Source organism: Pseudomonas sp. LBUM1653 (genome assembly GCF_059716115.1).
Genome location: NZ_CP166803.1, coordinates 1,351,578 through 1,363,111 on the forward strand (window position 1 = coordinate 1,351,578; position 11,534 = coordinate 1,363,111).

The following is an 11,534-nucleotide window of genomic DNA, read 5'->3' on the forward strand; positions in this document are numbered from 1 at the left end:
GCACTCTAACCGCTGTGCTCTACCGGGCGCCACCCATGGCGCTGAATATCAACACGATTGTTCAGGATACTGATGCCCTCCATGCGCAATCGCGCGCGCTGTTCGTCCCCGGAGGGACTGCCTGCGGGCAGGCTCAGGCGCCCGCCGGCACCGAGTACGCGGTGCCAGGGCAATTTACTGTCGCCGGGCAGTTGACTCAGTGTCCTGCCGACCCAGCGAGCCGCGCGTCCCAGTCCCGCCAGTTCGGCGAGTTGACCATAACTCACGACCTTACCTTCGGGTACTTGCGCGAGTGTCAAGTAGAGCGCCGTGCGTCGGATTTGCGCAGCACTCTCGGGTTGTTCGGTCGGCTCGATCACGTTCGCAGTTCCTGAAGTCGTTCGCGGTACCGTCTGTAGAGTAAATGCTGGATCGTCGGTTGAGAATTGAACTCAGTAGAAATAGTTGGGTCAGTCCTTGCTAGGGTCTTATTCATGCGGATAATGCCGACTTTTTTTCGCGAACCTGAGCCTGTATTTGCTTATGTTGTCCAGAACCTTGCTATGCCTCGCTGTCATCAGTGCCTCCACTCCCTTGCTCGCGGATACCGTCTGGTTGAAGAACGGTGACAAGCTGAGCGGCAAGATCATCCTGTTCGACGGTGGCAAACTGTTGGTCCAGACAGAGTACGCCGGAGCGGTGCCGATCGACTGGAAGCAGGTCAAGACCCTGGAAAGTGATCAGCAACTGCTGGTCAAGCAGGACGCCTACACCGGCGAGAAGGCCAAATCGCTGCACGCGGCTGATGATGGCAAGGTCACCTTGGAAAACGGTGACGGGCCCAAGACTGTAGAGCTGGCGAGCGTCCAGCAAATTCTCAAGCCCAAGCCGGTGGTCGAGGATCTGGTGTGGAAGGGCAATATCGATGCCGCCCTCGATTACCAGCGTGCCGAGAAAGATACCGATGATTACGACATCGACTTCAAGACCACTGCGCGGCATGGCCGCTGGCGGCACATCGCAGAAGGCGAGTACAACCGCGAATATCAGGATGACGTGACCACCACGGACAATTGGCGAGCGGAATACTCTCTCGACCGTTTCCTGACGGAAAAATGGTTCTGGCAAGGTCGCCTGGTGTACAAGCGTGACAAGGTCGAAGACCTCTCCCGCCAGCGTACGGTCGGTACGGGTCCCGGTTATCAGTTCTGGGATGACGAATTGGGCGCGTTCTCGCTCGGTTCGCTAATCAACCGCACGGACTATCAATTCGCCGATGGCAGTAAGGAGAACTTCTACTCTGTCGCGATGAAGTGGGACTACAACCGTTACCTGATTGGCAAGAAGGTGGAGTTCTTCACCAATGGCGAGGTGGGCAAGCCGCTGTCCGGCGTGGCCGAATATGCGCTGGATGCCGAGATGGGCTTACGCTACAAGGTGACTGACTGGGCGTCGCTGAATCTCAAGGCCGAGCGAGACATTATCGACGGGACCGACAATGCTGACCTGGACAAGACCCGATACACGGCCGGATTTGGCGTGACCTGGTAAGACGTAAAAAATCGCGACTTTCGGGTCGCGATTTTTTTGCCCGGCAAAAACCCACAGGCACAAAAAAGCCCCGCTGTTGAGGGCGGGGCTTTTTACTAAAGCAAGTACAAGTTAGATAACTTGAACTTCTTCAGCTTGCATGCCTTTCTGACCGCGGGTAGCGATGAAAGAAACCTGTTGGCCTTCTTTCAGGCTTTTGAAGCCGTCGGATTGGATAGCTTTGAAGTGAACGAACAGGTCGTCACCGGATTGTGGAGTGATGAAGCCGAAGCCTTTTTCATCGTTGAACCACTTAACGGTACCGGTTTGGCGATTAGACATGGTGTAACTCCTTGAACAAAGATAACTGCGACTCAGGAAGAACCCTGGCCGAGACTGAGTGCAAAGAGCAGGAAAAATTCTTGTAGATGGTTGGATCGAAATTCAACATATCGTGTAGAGATTCTCAGTGACACAAGCAGCACAGTGGCGCCACCTTAACCCTTTTTCCGGAACGTGCCAATCCTTCTTGCGAAGGTTTCTCTCTTTTAAGGATCGACGGTGTGACGCTTCGTCGCCAACGCAAGTAAATCCAGCCTGTTCGGCGGGAATTGCAGCGCGGACTTTGAACCCGGCGGCGCGCCCGGTAAGATGCCGGACAGAATTTTTCGACCTCGCTATTCAGGACACCCGCCATGAGCATCAAATCGGACAAGTGGATTCGCCGCATGGCGCAGGAACACGGCATGATCGAGCCTTTCGTCGAGCGCCAGGTGCGCGGCAGCGACGATAGCCGTGTGATCTCCTACGGCGTGTCCAGCTACGGCTACGATGTGCGTTGCACCAATCACTTCAAGGTGTTCACCAACATCAATTCGGCGATCGTCGACCCGAAAAACTTCGATGCCGGCAGCTTCGTCGACATCCACAGCGACGTGTGCATCATTCCGCCGAACTCTTTCGCCCTGGCCAGCACCGTCGAATACTTCCGCATCCCGCGTAATGTATTGACCATTTGCCTGGGTAAAAGCACTTACGCGCGCTGCGGCATCATCGTCAACGTCACGCCGCTCGAGCCTGAGTGGGAAGGTCACGTGACCCTGGAGTTCTCCAACACCACCAATCTGCCGGCGAAAATCTACGCGAACGAAGGCGTGGCGCAGATGCTGTTCCTCGAGTCTGACGAAGAGTGCGAAGTCTCCTACAAGGACCGTGGCGGCAAGTATCAGGGCCAGCGTGGCGTCACCCTGCCACGCACCTGAGTCAGCCGTCTGACGAACCGTGGGAATTCCTGGGCGAGCGTACACTCTATGGAATGTACTGTTCCGATTCGCGCAAGGCGGGTCGGGCCATCGCCCAGGAGTGCTTTATGAAGATCGACCCACGAATAAGTGCCGAACTGGCAAGGCTTGAGCCCAATCAGGTTGGCGTTTTGGCCTGGTCCTTGTTGGCACACCCGCCAGTCAGCATGGCCGGTGGCATCCCCGGCCAACCTGATCCCGATACCCCCAACGAACAACCGACCGAACCCGGTGAACCGACCCTGCCCGACGAGCCGCCTCCCGCGCCGGTGGTCTGAGATCGCCTTCCTGTGGGAGCGAGCCTGCTCGCGACGGACGTTAACGATGACGAGGTCTGCCTGGAAAAACGCGTTGCCCTCACGTCCATCGCGAGCAAGCTTCGCTCCTACAGGAGGGGCCATATTTCGTTGTCGCCAATGACAAAAATCCTGCAGTCGTCGTCCCGTTCAACCTGATAACCGCCGGTAAACGCGCCGAAGGCCGGTAGCAGGCTGATTTCCCCGCCAAGTCTGAAACAGGCCAGCCGCAGGCTCTGCCGACCCCGACCATTGAGCCGATAGACCGGATGCACGTGACCGGCGAGCACATGCCGATCCGGATGCAGCTCGGGCTCGTGCTGCAACGCGAACGGCCCCAACAGCAAAGGCTCAGGCACCACGCGAATGTTCAACGAGGCCGGCGGATCCCCGGCGCGTTTGTCGTGGTTGCCGCGAATCAGCGTCACGGGCAGCTTGGCGTTGCGTGTTCGCCAGTCAGCCAAGGCTTTCAGCGTGGCGGTTGCATGGGAGCCCGGACCGTGAAGAAAGTCGCCGAGGAAAATCAGCTGTCGGCAGGGCAGGTTGTCCAGCAGCCCGTCGAGTACGGCGATATTGCGGCTGGTGGTGCCTTGGGGTACCGGTTGGCCAAGGCTTCGGTAAGCGGCGGCCTTGCCGAAATGCACGTCGGCGATCAACAAGGCTTGTTGAGCAGGCCAGTACAGGGCTTTTTCCGGCAGCAACCAAAGTTCCTCGCCGGCCAGTCGCACGGGGTAGGCCGTACTCATCAGGCTTTCCCTGTCCCGGCGGTTTTCTCGAGGTCGCTGACCATGCGTCTGATGCGGTCGGCGAGTTTTTCCGAACTCATACTTTCTCGCATACGTTCCACCAGCAGTGGAAACCCGAGGGGCGTAGGGCGTTTGACTTGATGCAGGTCGAGACTGAGTCGACTGATGTGCGCCAACGTTCCTTCCAGGCGCTGAATATCCAGTTCTTCCCGTAGGACTTCTTCGCCGGCCTGAGCCAATAGCAGATTTCCCGCGTCGTACTGTTTGAACACTTCGAAAAACAACCCGCTCGAGGCTTGAACCTGACGTGTGCTTTTCGGTGCGCCGGGATAGCCGGCGAACACCAGCCCGGCGATCCGGGCGATTTCCCGAAAGCGCCGCAAGGCCAGCTCTCCGGCGTTCAGACTGGCGAGCACATCCCTGAGCAAATGCTCTGGACTCAATAACGCCGGGTTCAATGCTTGCGCCCAGTCCACAGGGGTGGCGCTCAGCAGTTCCAGCCCGTAATCATTGACCGCGATGGAAAACGTCACAGCCTGCTGCTGACTGACTCGCCACGCCAGCAAACTCCCCAGGCCAAGATGCACCTGGCGGCCGGCGAAGGGATAAAGGAACAGATGCCAGCCCTCACGGGACTTCAGCGCCTCGGCCAGTAACGATTCCGTCGTCGGCAAGCCAGACCAGCGTTGCTGCACCTCCAGCAGCGCACGCAGTGCCTGCATTTCCGGGCCGCAGAATTCGCCGCGCGCCGCCGCACTGAACCGCGCGACCACCGCTTGCGCCAGTTCATTGGAAAGTGGCATCCGTCCGCCATTCCAACGCGGCACCGCGGCTTTCTTCACGGTGCTGCGTTTGACGTAGGCGGTCATGTTTTCCACGCGCACCAACTCCAGCAACCGTCCGGCAAACAGAAAACCGTCACCCGGTTTGAGCCGTGCGATGAAACCTTCTTCAACACTGCCCAGTTGTTTGCCACCACCCCCCTTGCTCCAGAATTTCAACTGAATGCTCGCATCGCTGACGATCGTGCCGATGCTCATGCGGTGGCGTCGGGCCAATCGCGCATCGGGTACACGCCAGATTCCCTGTTCATCCGGCTCGACCCGGCGGTAATCCGGATAGGCTGTCAGGGAAAGTCCACCATGGCGTACGAAAGCCAGTGCCCAGGTCCAGTCCGCCACGCTTAGATCACGATAAGTCCAGGCCCCGCGCACTTCTTGGTACAACTGATCGGGCACAAACCCACCGCCCAGCGCCATGCTGACCAGGTGCTGAACCAGCACATCCAAGGGTTTATGGGGTGACTTTCGAGGTTCGATCCGTCGCTGCGCCACCGCGTCCTGTGCCGCTGCGGCTTCGATCAGCTCCAGGCTGTGCGTCGGCACCAGCGTCACCCTTGAAATCCGCCCAGGCGCATGTCCCGAACGACCCGCACGCTGCATCAGCCGCGCCACGCCTTTGGCCGAGCCAATTTGCAGCACCCGTTCCACCGGCAGGAAATCCACACCCAAATCCAGGCTGGAGGTGCAGACCACCACTTTGAGTTGACCTTCCTTGAGAGCACGTTCCACCCAGTCGCGGGTGTCTCGGGACAGTGAGCTGTGGTGCAAGGCGATCAACCCGGCCCAATCCGGGCGCGCATCCAATAACGCCTGATACCAGATCTCGGATTGCGCGCGAGTGTTGGTGAACACCAGGCTGCTGGGGCTGGACTCCAGTTCTGCGACGACCTGCGGCAACATCTTCAGCCCGATGTGCCCGGCCCATGGAAAACGCTCGATGGCGGGTGGTAACAGCGTGTCGACCCGCAACGCCTTGCTGGCCTTGCCTTGAACGCTGATGCCGCCTCCCTGTGGGATCAATACCTGCTCGGCGTGCTCCTGATTACCCAGCGTCGCGGAAACGCCCCACACGATCAATTGCGGATTCCAGCGGCGTAGACGGGCGAGGGCCAGTTGCAGTTGCACGCCGCGCTTGTTGCCGAGCAATTCGTGCCATTCGTCGACCACAACCATGCGTAAGGTCGAGAGTGCTGTTTGTGCGTCGGCTCGGGCGAGCATTAACGTCAGGCTTTCCGGCGTGGTGATCAGGGTGGTGGGCAGACGTCGGCTCTGGCGCGCGCGTTCGCTGCTGCTGGTATCTCCCGTACGCAGGCCGACGCTCCACGGGATCTGCAAGTCGAGCAACGGACCTTGCAGCGCGCGGGCGGTGTCCGCAGCCAAGGCGCGCATCGGGGTTATCCACAATACGGTTAGCGGATCGGCCACAGGTTTGCGTTTGCGTGGTGTTTCAACCGCAGGTGAAGAGTGAGCGAAGCGATTGAGCGCGCCGAACCAGATCGCATAGGTCTTGCCAGCGCCGGTGCTGGCGTGGAGCAACCCGGACTGCCCGCGCTTGACGGCCGCCCATACCTGTTTCTGAAACTCGAATGGCTTCCAGTCGCGAGCGGTAAACCAGGGTTTTGCGAAGTCGTTGTGGGTTCCCATTCGGGCCGCGTGCGCTCTGAAAGGCTTCTTTCAATGACCACACCGGCCTGGCAAAGGTTTAATCAAACGGATGGCCCGGCATACTTCTCGCCGCGCCTTCGACGCGCTTCTCATATTCGGAAATAACTGTGTTTGTCATTGAAACCTATTGGCCGATGGGCCGTGGTTTTATCGCTGCGCTGTTCGCACGGCGGTGTTTTGTAAAGGCCGGCAGCCAGTCCATGAATATGAAAAGGAAAATTCAGATGAAGTCAGTTCGAGCGGGGCACTTAATCGCCGATTTGATCACGGCGAGTCGGCCCCTGGCGTTTCGGGCAGCGCCAACCCTCGACTATTTCGAGCAGCCAGGCCTGCACTGCCTTGGCGCGAGCAATGGTCAGGACAAAGCGTTTTATGTCTATCTGCCGCAGGGTATCGAGAGTGGCAGGTTTCCTCTGGGGCTGAGTGAGCGCTCCCCGATGATCATTCATGTGACGGGCAGCTCGGAAGCGGAGCTGTATCGAGGGTCGCTGGAGTTGACGGTGGGGGGTGACGCACAGTTTGCCGGAAGTTTCTGTGGCCTGGATGCCGAAGGCATCGAGGTGGAAAACGGCAGTTTCAGGTTGGAGCACGCAGTAGGCTGACCTTCAAAGGCTGACCTTCAAATGCTGATCTTGAAATGCTGATCTTGAAATGAAAGGGAAAGCCGGTATCGACCGGCTCCCCTTTCATCGGCAAAGGCTACTTCAGGTTGCCGCTGAGGAACTGTTTCAGACGCTCGCTTTTCGGGTTGCCCAGCACGTTCTCCGGCGCGCCTTCTTCCTCCACCAGGCCTTGGTGCAGGAACAACACCTGGCTCGACACTTTGCGCGCGAAGCTCATTTCGTGGGTGACCATGATCATGGTCCGGCCTTCTTCGGCCAGGCCCTGGATCACCTTGAGCACTTCGCCCACCAGTTCCGGGTCCAGCGCCGAGGTCGGTTCGTCAAACAGCATCACTTCCGGCTCCATGGCCAACGCGCGAGCAATCGCCACCCGTTGTTGCTGGCCACCGGACAGGAATGCCGGGTACTGATCCGCTACGCGCGCCGCCAGCCCGACCTTGTCGAGGTAACGTCGGGCACGGTCTTCGGCTTCCTGCTTGCTGCAACCCAGCACCCGGCGCGGGGCCATGGTGATGTTTTCCAGCACCGTCATGTGGCTCCACAGGTTGAAATGCTGGAACACCATGGCCAGGCGGGTGCGGATTCGTTGCAGTTCATCGGCATCGGCCACGTGCATGCCGTGACGATCCTTGATCATGCGGATGGCCTGGCCGTCGAGGCTCATGGCGCCGTCGTTGGGCTGTTCGAGGAAGTTGATGCAGCGCAGGAAGGTACTTTTTCCGGAGCCGCTGGCACCGATCAGGCTGATGACGTCGCCCGTGTTGGCCTTGAGCGAAACGCCCTTGAGCACCTCATGATCGCCATAACTTTTATGCAGGCCTTCAATGGTCAGTTTGTACATGGAGCATGCATCCTCAAGGCGAAAGTAGGTAGCCGCTGCGATAGGCTTCGGCGCCCGCGACGTGGGCGATCACCATGCCAGCCGTGGCCATGCGGCGCAGCGAGCGGGCGTACATCAAGCCGGCGGCCGTGCAATGGACAGGCGTGACACGGTCGCTGATCGGGTCAATGATTTCGGCGATCAGTTGCCCGGCTTTCAGGTATTGCCCCGGCAGCGCACTGAACACCAGCAACCCGCCGACCGGCGTCGCCACAGGTTCCACTCCGGCCAGGGGGGTGGCCGGGTAGGGCAGGTCGGGCAATGGCGCCGACTCACCGGCAATCGCTCCGAAATCAATCAGGTAGTCGATCAGCGCCTGACTGTCGAGGCTGGCCATTGGGTGGTTTACGTCGCCCTGGCCGCGCAGTTCGACGGTGACCGAGAAACTGCCCGGAGGAATGTCGAAATGTTCGCCGAAGCGCTCTTTCAACTGCCACCAGAGCAGGGTGAAGCACTCATCGAACGACTGACCGCCGGAATCAGTTGCCAGCAGACTGGCTTGCGCACCGATGTAGCGGGCCAGCGGCTCGACCTGCGGCCAGGCGTCGGGCGTGGTGTACAGGTGAGCAACAGCCTCGAAATCGCAATGCAGGTCCAGCACCATGTCGGCATCGCAGGCCAGCCGTTGCAGGGTCAGGCGCTGGGATTGCAACTGGGTGCTGGCGGTCTGCCGCGCCAATGCATGGCGCAGGCTGTTGCGGATCAGTTCGAGGTTGCGCTGCGGATCGTCGCCGAGTTGGCCTTCGATCGCATTGCCCACCTCTTCGCTCAAATCGACGAACCAGCGGTTGAAGTTCTGCCCGCTTTCGAGCTCATAGCGGCCCAGCGGTACATCCATCAGCACTTGTTCCAGGCCCGCCGGGTTGGCCACGGGCACCAGGACGATTTCGCTGCGCAGTCGGCCGGCGGCTTCCAGCTCCGCCAGGCGTTGCTTGAGGTGCCACGCCACCAGCATGCCGGGCATTTCATCGGCGTGCAGGGACGACTGGATGTAGATCTTGCCGTTGGCCGGTTGAGGGCCGAAGTGAAAACTGTGGATCTGTCGTGCGGTCCCCGGCAGTGGGGCCAGCAGGTCATGTATCTGGTGGCGCATTTGTCTTGTTTCCCGAAGCGGGTCCTAGTGAGTCGGCCCGAGGAAGGCCAGCCATCGGCGTTCGGCGAGGCGGAACAGGCCGACCAGCGCAAAGGTGACGGTCAGGTAGATCAGCGCGGCGATGCCAAACGACTGGAAGGTCAGGAAGGTCGCCGAGTTGGCGTCCCGAGCGACTTTCAGGATGTCCGGGATGGTCGCGGTGAACGCCACGGTGGTCGAGTGCAGCATCAGGATCACTTCGTTGCTGTAGTAAGGCAACGAGCGACGCAGGGCCGAAGGCATGATCACGTAGGCATACAGCTTCCAGCCTGTCAGGCCGTAGGCCTTGGCTGCTTCGACTTCACCGTGGGCCATGCTGCGGATCGCCCCGGCGAAAATCTCCGTGGTGTAGGCGCAGGTGTTCAGCGCGAACGCCAGGATGGTGCAGTTCATCGCATCGCGGAAGAAACTGTCGAGCGCCGGTTGTGCGCGCACGGCGGCCAGGCTGTAGATCCCGGTGTAGCAGATCAGCAGCTGGATATACAAAGGCGTGCCGCGGAACAGGTAGGTGTAAAACTGCACCGGCCAGCGAATGTAGAAGTGCGGTGAAACCCGGGCGATCGACAGCGGAATCGAGACGATGAAGCCAATGAAGATCGACGCACTGAGCAACCACAGGGTCATGGCCAGGCCAGTGATGTTGTTGCCGTCGCTGTAGAGGAAGGGTTTCCAGTATTCCTGCAGGAGTTCGATCATCGTACGGCCTCCCGGGTACCGGCGGCGTAGCGGCGTTCGAGCCAGCGCAGAATGAAGTTGGAGGCACTGGTGATCGCCAGGTAGATCAGGGCGGCGAGTACCAGGAAGTAGAACAGTTGATAGCTGCTTTTACCCGCATCCTGGGCAGCCTTGACCAGGTCGGCGAGGCCGATGATCGACACCAGTGCAGTGGCCTTGAGCATGACCATCCAGTTGTTGCCAATACCCGGCAGGGCATAGCGCATCATTTGCGGGAACACCACGATGCGGAAACACTGGCCGCGCTTGAGTCCGTAGGCGGTGGCCGCTTCGACCTGGCCGCGCGGTACGGCGAGGATGGCGCCGCGGAAGGTTTCGGTGAAGTACGCGCCGTAAATGAAGCCCAGGGTCAGTACCCCGGCGCTGAACGGGTTGATCTCGATGTATTCCCATTCCATGTAATCGGTGAGCGACGTCAGCCAGGTTTGCAGGCTGTAGAAGATCAGCAGCATCAGCACCAGGTCCGGCACCCCGCGTATCAGCGTGGTGTAGCACTGGGCAAGCAGGCGCAGGAATTTGACTTTTGACAGCTTGGCACTGGCGCCGAGCAGACCGAGCAACACGGCCACCAGCAGCGACATCGCCGATAACTTGATGGTCATCCAGGTGCCTTCCATCAGCAGCGGGCCAAAGCCCTTGAGGCTGAAGGCGGAGAGCCCCAGATTTTGTAAGAGGTTTTCGAACATAAACAGCAACCTGATCGGATGAAAAAAGCGCCCATCTCGAGATGGGCGCCGGGCATTACTTGCCGCTGTACAGATTCAGATCGCTAAAGTGTTTCTTCTGAATGGTGGCGTAGGTGCCATCATCGTGTAACGCTTTGATACCTTTATCCAAAAGTGCTTTCAGCTCGGTGTTACCTTTCTTAATACCGACTGCCGTTTTGGCTGGCAGCAGTTCGCTGTCGACCGGCTGGCTGATTTCGTAACCGGCACCATTTGGCGACTTCAGGAAGCCCAGTTCGGCTTGCAGCATGTCCTGGATCCCGGCGTCGAGACGACCGGAAGTCAGGTCGGAATACACCTGATCCTGGTTCTGGTAAGCCTGGGTTTTCACCCCAGCCTTGTCCAGGACGGCTTTGGCATAGGCTTCCTGGATGGTGCCTTGTTCGTAGCCTACGGTCTTGCCCTTGAGCGAAGCGACGTCTGCGGTCACGCCTGAACCTTTCTTGGACACGTAAGCGGTCGGGCCGGAGAACAGCTCGCTGGAGAAGTCGATGACTTTTTCGCGGGCTGGGGTGACGGTCATCGAAGAGATCACGCCGTCGAATTTATTGGCCTTGAGGCCAGGAATCATGCCGTCGAAATCGCTTTCGACCCATTTGCACTTGACCTTCAGCTCGGCGCAGATCGCGTTCCCCAGGTCAATGTCGAAGCCTACCAGGTTGCCGTCGGCCGCTTTCGACTCGAACGGCGCGTAGGAAGGGTCAACACCAAAACGCAATTCCTTGTATTCCTTTGCCAGCGCGGAACCGGCTGCCACGCACAACGCCAGTGCAGAAAGGGTCAGCAATGCTTTTTTCATTATTCAATCCCTAAGAACCAATATGAGCGCTTGTGGCGCAGAATTATTGTTACTGGTAAGCGTAAGCCGTAATGAAAGTAGCAATTTCCGAACCATAGTGCCGAACAAGCGTTTAAAAGGTTTTCGGGAAATTGCCGGAGGGGATTAGTGCACGAAAATGGGCGTCATGAAAAGCCCGCACTTTTCTGAATCAAGACCAAACGCATTTCCGGGGCGAGGGAGCCGTGGCGAGGGGATTTATCCCCGTTGGGTTGCGCAGCAACCCCCGAAATGGGCCTGCT

Annotated in this window: 13 protein-coding genes; 4 read left to right on the forward strand and 9 right to left on the reverse strand. The window is 59.1% G+C overall.

The window, feature by feature from the left end:
* Positions 1-5: 5 nt before the first annotated feature.
* Positions 6-359, reverse strand: coding sequence for an MGMT family protein (locus tag ACA054_RS06050; RefSeq protein WP_497688594.1), 354 nt, complete (start codon positions 357-359; stop codon positions 6-8).
* A gap of 163 nt (positions 360-522) precedes the next feature.
* On the opposite strand from ACA054_RS06050, the gene ACA054_RS06055 reads away from it, so the two are divergent.
* A complete protein-coding gene (locus tag ACA054_RS06055; protein WP_497688595.1) occupies positions 523-1,530 on the forward strand; it encodes a DUF481 domain-containing protein in 1,008 nt (335 codons plus the stop codon).
* A 111-nt stretch (positions 1,531-1,641) separates the two neighbouring features.
* On the opposite strand, the gene ACA054_RS06060 is transcribed toward ACA054_RS06055, so the two are convergent.
* Positions 1,642-1,851, reverse strand: a complete 210-nt coding sequence (locus tag ACA054_RS06060) for a cold-shock protein (protein ID WP_002554837.1) — start codon at positions 1,849-1,851, stop codon at positions 1,642-1,644.
* A 353-nt stretch (positions 1,852-2,204) separates the two neighbouring features.
* Here ACA054_RS06060 and dcd point away from each other — a divergent pair, with 353 nt between their 5' ends.
* The gene (gene dcd, locus ACA054_RS06065; protein ID WP_007904652.1) at positions 2,205-2,771 is read left to right on the forward strand and encodes a dCTP deaminase; all 567 of its coding nucleotides are present in this window, start codon (positions 2,205-2,207) and stop codon (positions 2,769-2,771) included.
* A gap of 107 nt (positions 2,772-2,878) precedes the next feature.
* Entirely contained in the window at positions 2,879-3,088 is a 210-nt protein-coding gene (locus tag ACA054_RS06070; RefSeq protein WP_093225980.1) for a hypothetical protein, read from the forward strand.
* 107 nt (positions 3,089-3,195) lie between these two features.
* Here the strand turns inward: ACA054_RS06070 and pdeM are convergent, their stop codons facing one another.
* Both pdeM and ACA054_RS06080 read right to left on the reverse strand, forming a co-directional pair.
* Entirely contained in the window at positions 3,196-3,852 is a 657-nt protein-coding gene (pdeM, locus tag ACA054_RS06075; RefSeq protein WP_497688596.1) for a ligase-associated DNA damage response endonuclease PdeM, read from the reverse strand.
* The gene (locus tag ACA054_RS06080) at positions 3,852-6,338 is read right to left on the reverse strand and encodes a ligase-associated DNA damage response DEXH box helicase (RefSeq protein ID WP_497688597.1); all 2,487 of its coding nucleotides are present in this window, start codon (positions 6,336-6,338) and stop codon (positions 3,852-3,854) included. The genes pdeM and ACA054_RS06080 overlap by 1 nt, the downstream gene beginning before the upstream one ends.
* 128 nt (positions 6,339-6,466) lie before the next feature.
* On the opposite strand from ACA054_RS06080, the gene ACA054_RS06085 reads away from it, so the two are divergent.
* The gene (locus ACA054_RS06085; protein ID WP_497688598.1) at positions 6,467-6,961 is read left to right on the forward strand and encodes a hypothetical protein; all 495 of its coding nucleotides are present in this window, start codon (positions 6,467-6,469) and stop codon (positions 6,959-6,961) included.
* A gap of 97 nt (positions 6,962-7,058) precedes the next feature.
* On the opposite strand, the gene ACA054_RS06090 is transcribed toward ACA054_RS06085, so the two are convergent.
* The 5 genes from ACA054_RS06090 to ACA054_RS06110 are packed head-to-tail and all read right to left on the reverse strand — an operon-like array spanning position 7,059 to position 11,253.
* Positions 7,059-7,823, reverse strand: a complete 765-nt coding sequence (locus ACA054_RS06090; protein ID WP_497688599.1) for an ABC transporter ATP-binding protein — start codon at positions 7,821-7,823, stop codon at positions 7,059-7,061.
* A 13-nt stretch (positions 7,824-7,836) separates the two neighbouring features.
* Positions 7,837-8,955, reverse strand: a complete 1,119-nt coding sequence (locus ACA054_RS06095) for a succinylglutamate desuccinylase/aspartoacylase family protein (protein ID WP_497688600.1) — start codon at positions 8,953-8,955, stop codon at positions 7,837-7,839.
* Between the two features lie 24 nt (positions 8,956-8,979).
* Complete coding sequence (locus ACA054_RS06100) at positions 8,980-9,690, reverse strand: ABC transporter permease (RefSeq protein WP_497688601.1); 711 nt, start codon at positions 9,688-9,690, stop codon at positions 8,980-8,982.
* Entirely contained in the window at positions 9,687-10,415 is a 729-nt protein-coding gene (locus tag ACA054_RS06105) for an ABC transporter permease (RefSeq protein WP_497688602.1), read from the reverse strand. Before ACA054_RS06105 ends, ACA054_RS06100 begins: the two co-directional genes overlap by 4 nt.
* A gap of 55 nt (positions 10,416-10,470) precedes the next feature.
* Positions 10,471-11,253, reverse strand: a complete 783-nt coding sequence (locus ACA054_RS06110; protein WP_497688603.1) for a transporter substrate-binding domain-containing protein — start codon at positions 11,251-11,253, stop codon at positions 10,471-10,473.
* Between the last annotated feature and the right edge of the window lie 281 nt (positions 11,254-11,534).

What these genes read in the sequence shown, in the direction of transcription:
- ACA054_RS06055 (WP_497688595.1), top strand. Translation starts at nt 523, where the DNA reads ATGTTGTCCAGAACCTTGCTATGCCTCGCTGTCATCAGTGCCTCCACT.
- ACA054_RS06060 (WP_002554837.1), bottom strand. Translation starts at nt 1,851, where the DNA reads ATGTCTAATCGCCAAACCGGTACCGTTAAGTGGTTCAACGATGAAAAA.
- dcd (WP_007904652.1), top strand. Translation starts at nt 2,205, where the DNA reads ATGAGCATCAAATCGGACAAGTGGATTCGCCGCATGGCGCAGGAACAC.
- ACA054_RS06070 (WP_093225980.1), top strand. Translation starts at nt 2,879, where the DNA reads ATGAAGATCGACCCACGAATAAGTGCCGAACTGGCAAGGCTTGAGCCC.
- pdeM (WP_497688596.1), bottom strand. Translation starts at nt 3,852, where the DNA reads ATGAGTACGGCCTACCCCGTGCGACTGGCCGGCGAGGAACTTTGGTTG.
- ACA054_RS06080 (WP_497688597.1), bottom strand. Translation starts at nt 6,338, where the DNA reads ATGGGAACCCACAACGACTTCGCAAAACCCTGGTTTACCGCTCGCGAC.
- ACA054_RS06090 (WP_497688599.1), bottom strand. Translation starts at nt 7,823, where the DNA reads ATGTACAAACTGACCATTGAAGGCCTGCATAAAAGTTATGGCGATCAT.
- ACA054_RS06095 (WP_497688600.1), bottom strand. Translation starts at nt 8,955, where the DNA reads ATGCGCCACCAGATACATGACCTGCTGGCCCCACTGCCGGGGACCGCA.
- ACA054_RS06100 (WP_497688601.1), bottom strand. Translation starts at nt 9,690, where the DNA reads ATGATCGAACTCCTGCAGGAATACTGGAAACCCTTCCTCTACAGCGAC.
- ACA054_RS06105 (WP_497688602.1), bottom strand. Translation starts at nt 10,415, where the DNA reads ATGTTCGAAAACCTCTTACAAAATCTGGGGCTCTCCGCCTTCAGCCTC.
- ACA054_RS06110 (WP_497688603.1), bottom strand. Translation starts at nt 11,253, where the DNA reads ATGAAAAAAGCATTGCTGACCCTTTCTGCACTGGCGTTGTGCGTGGCA.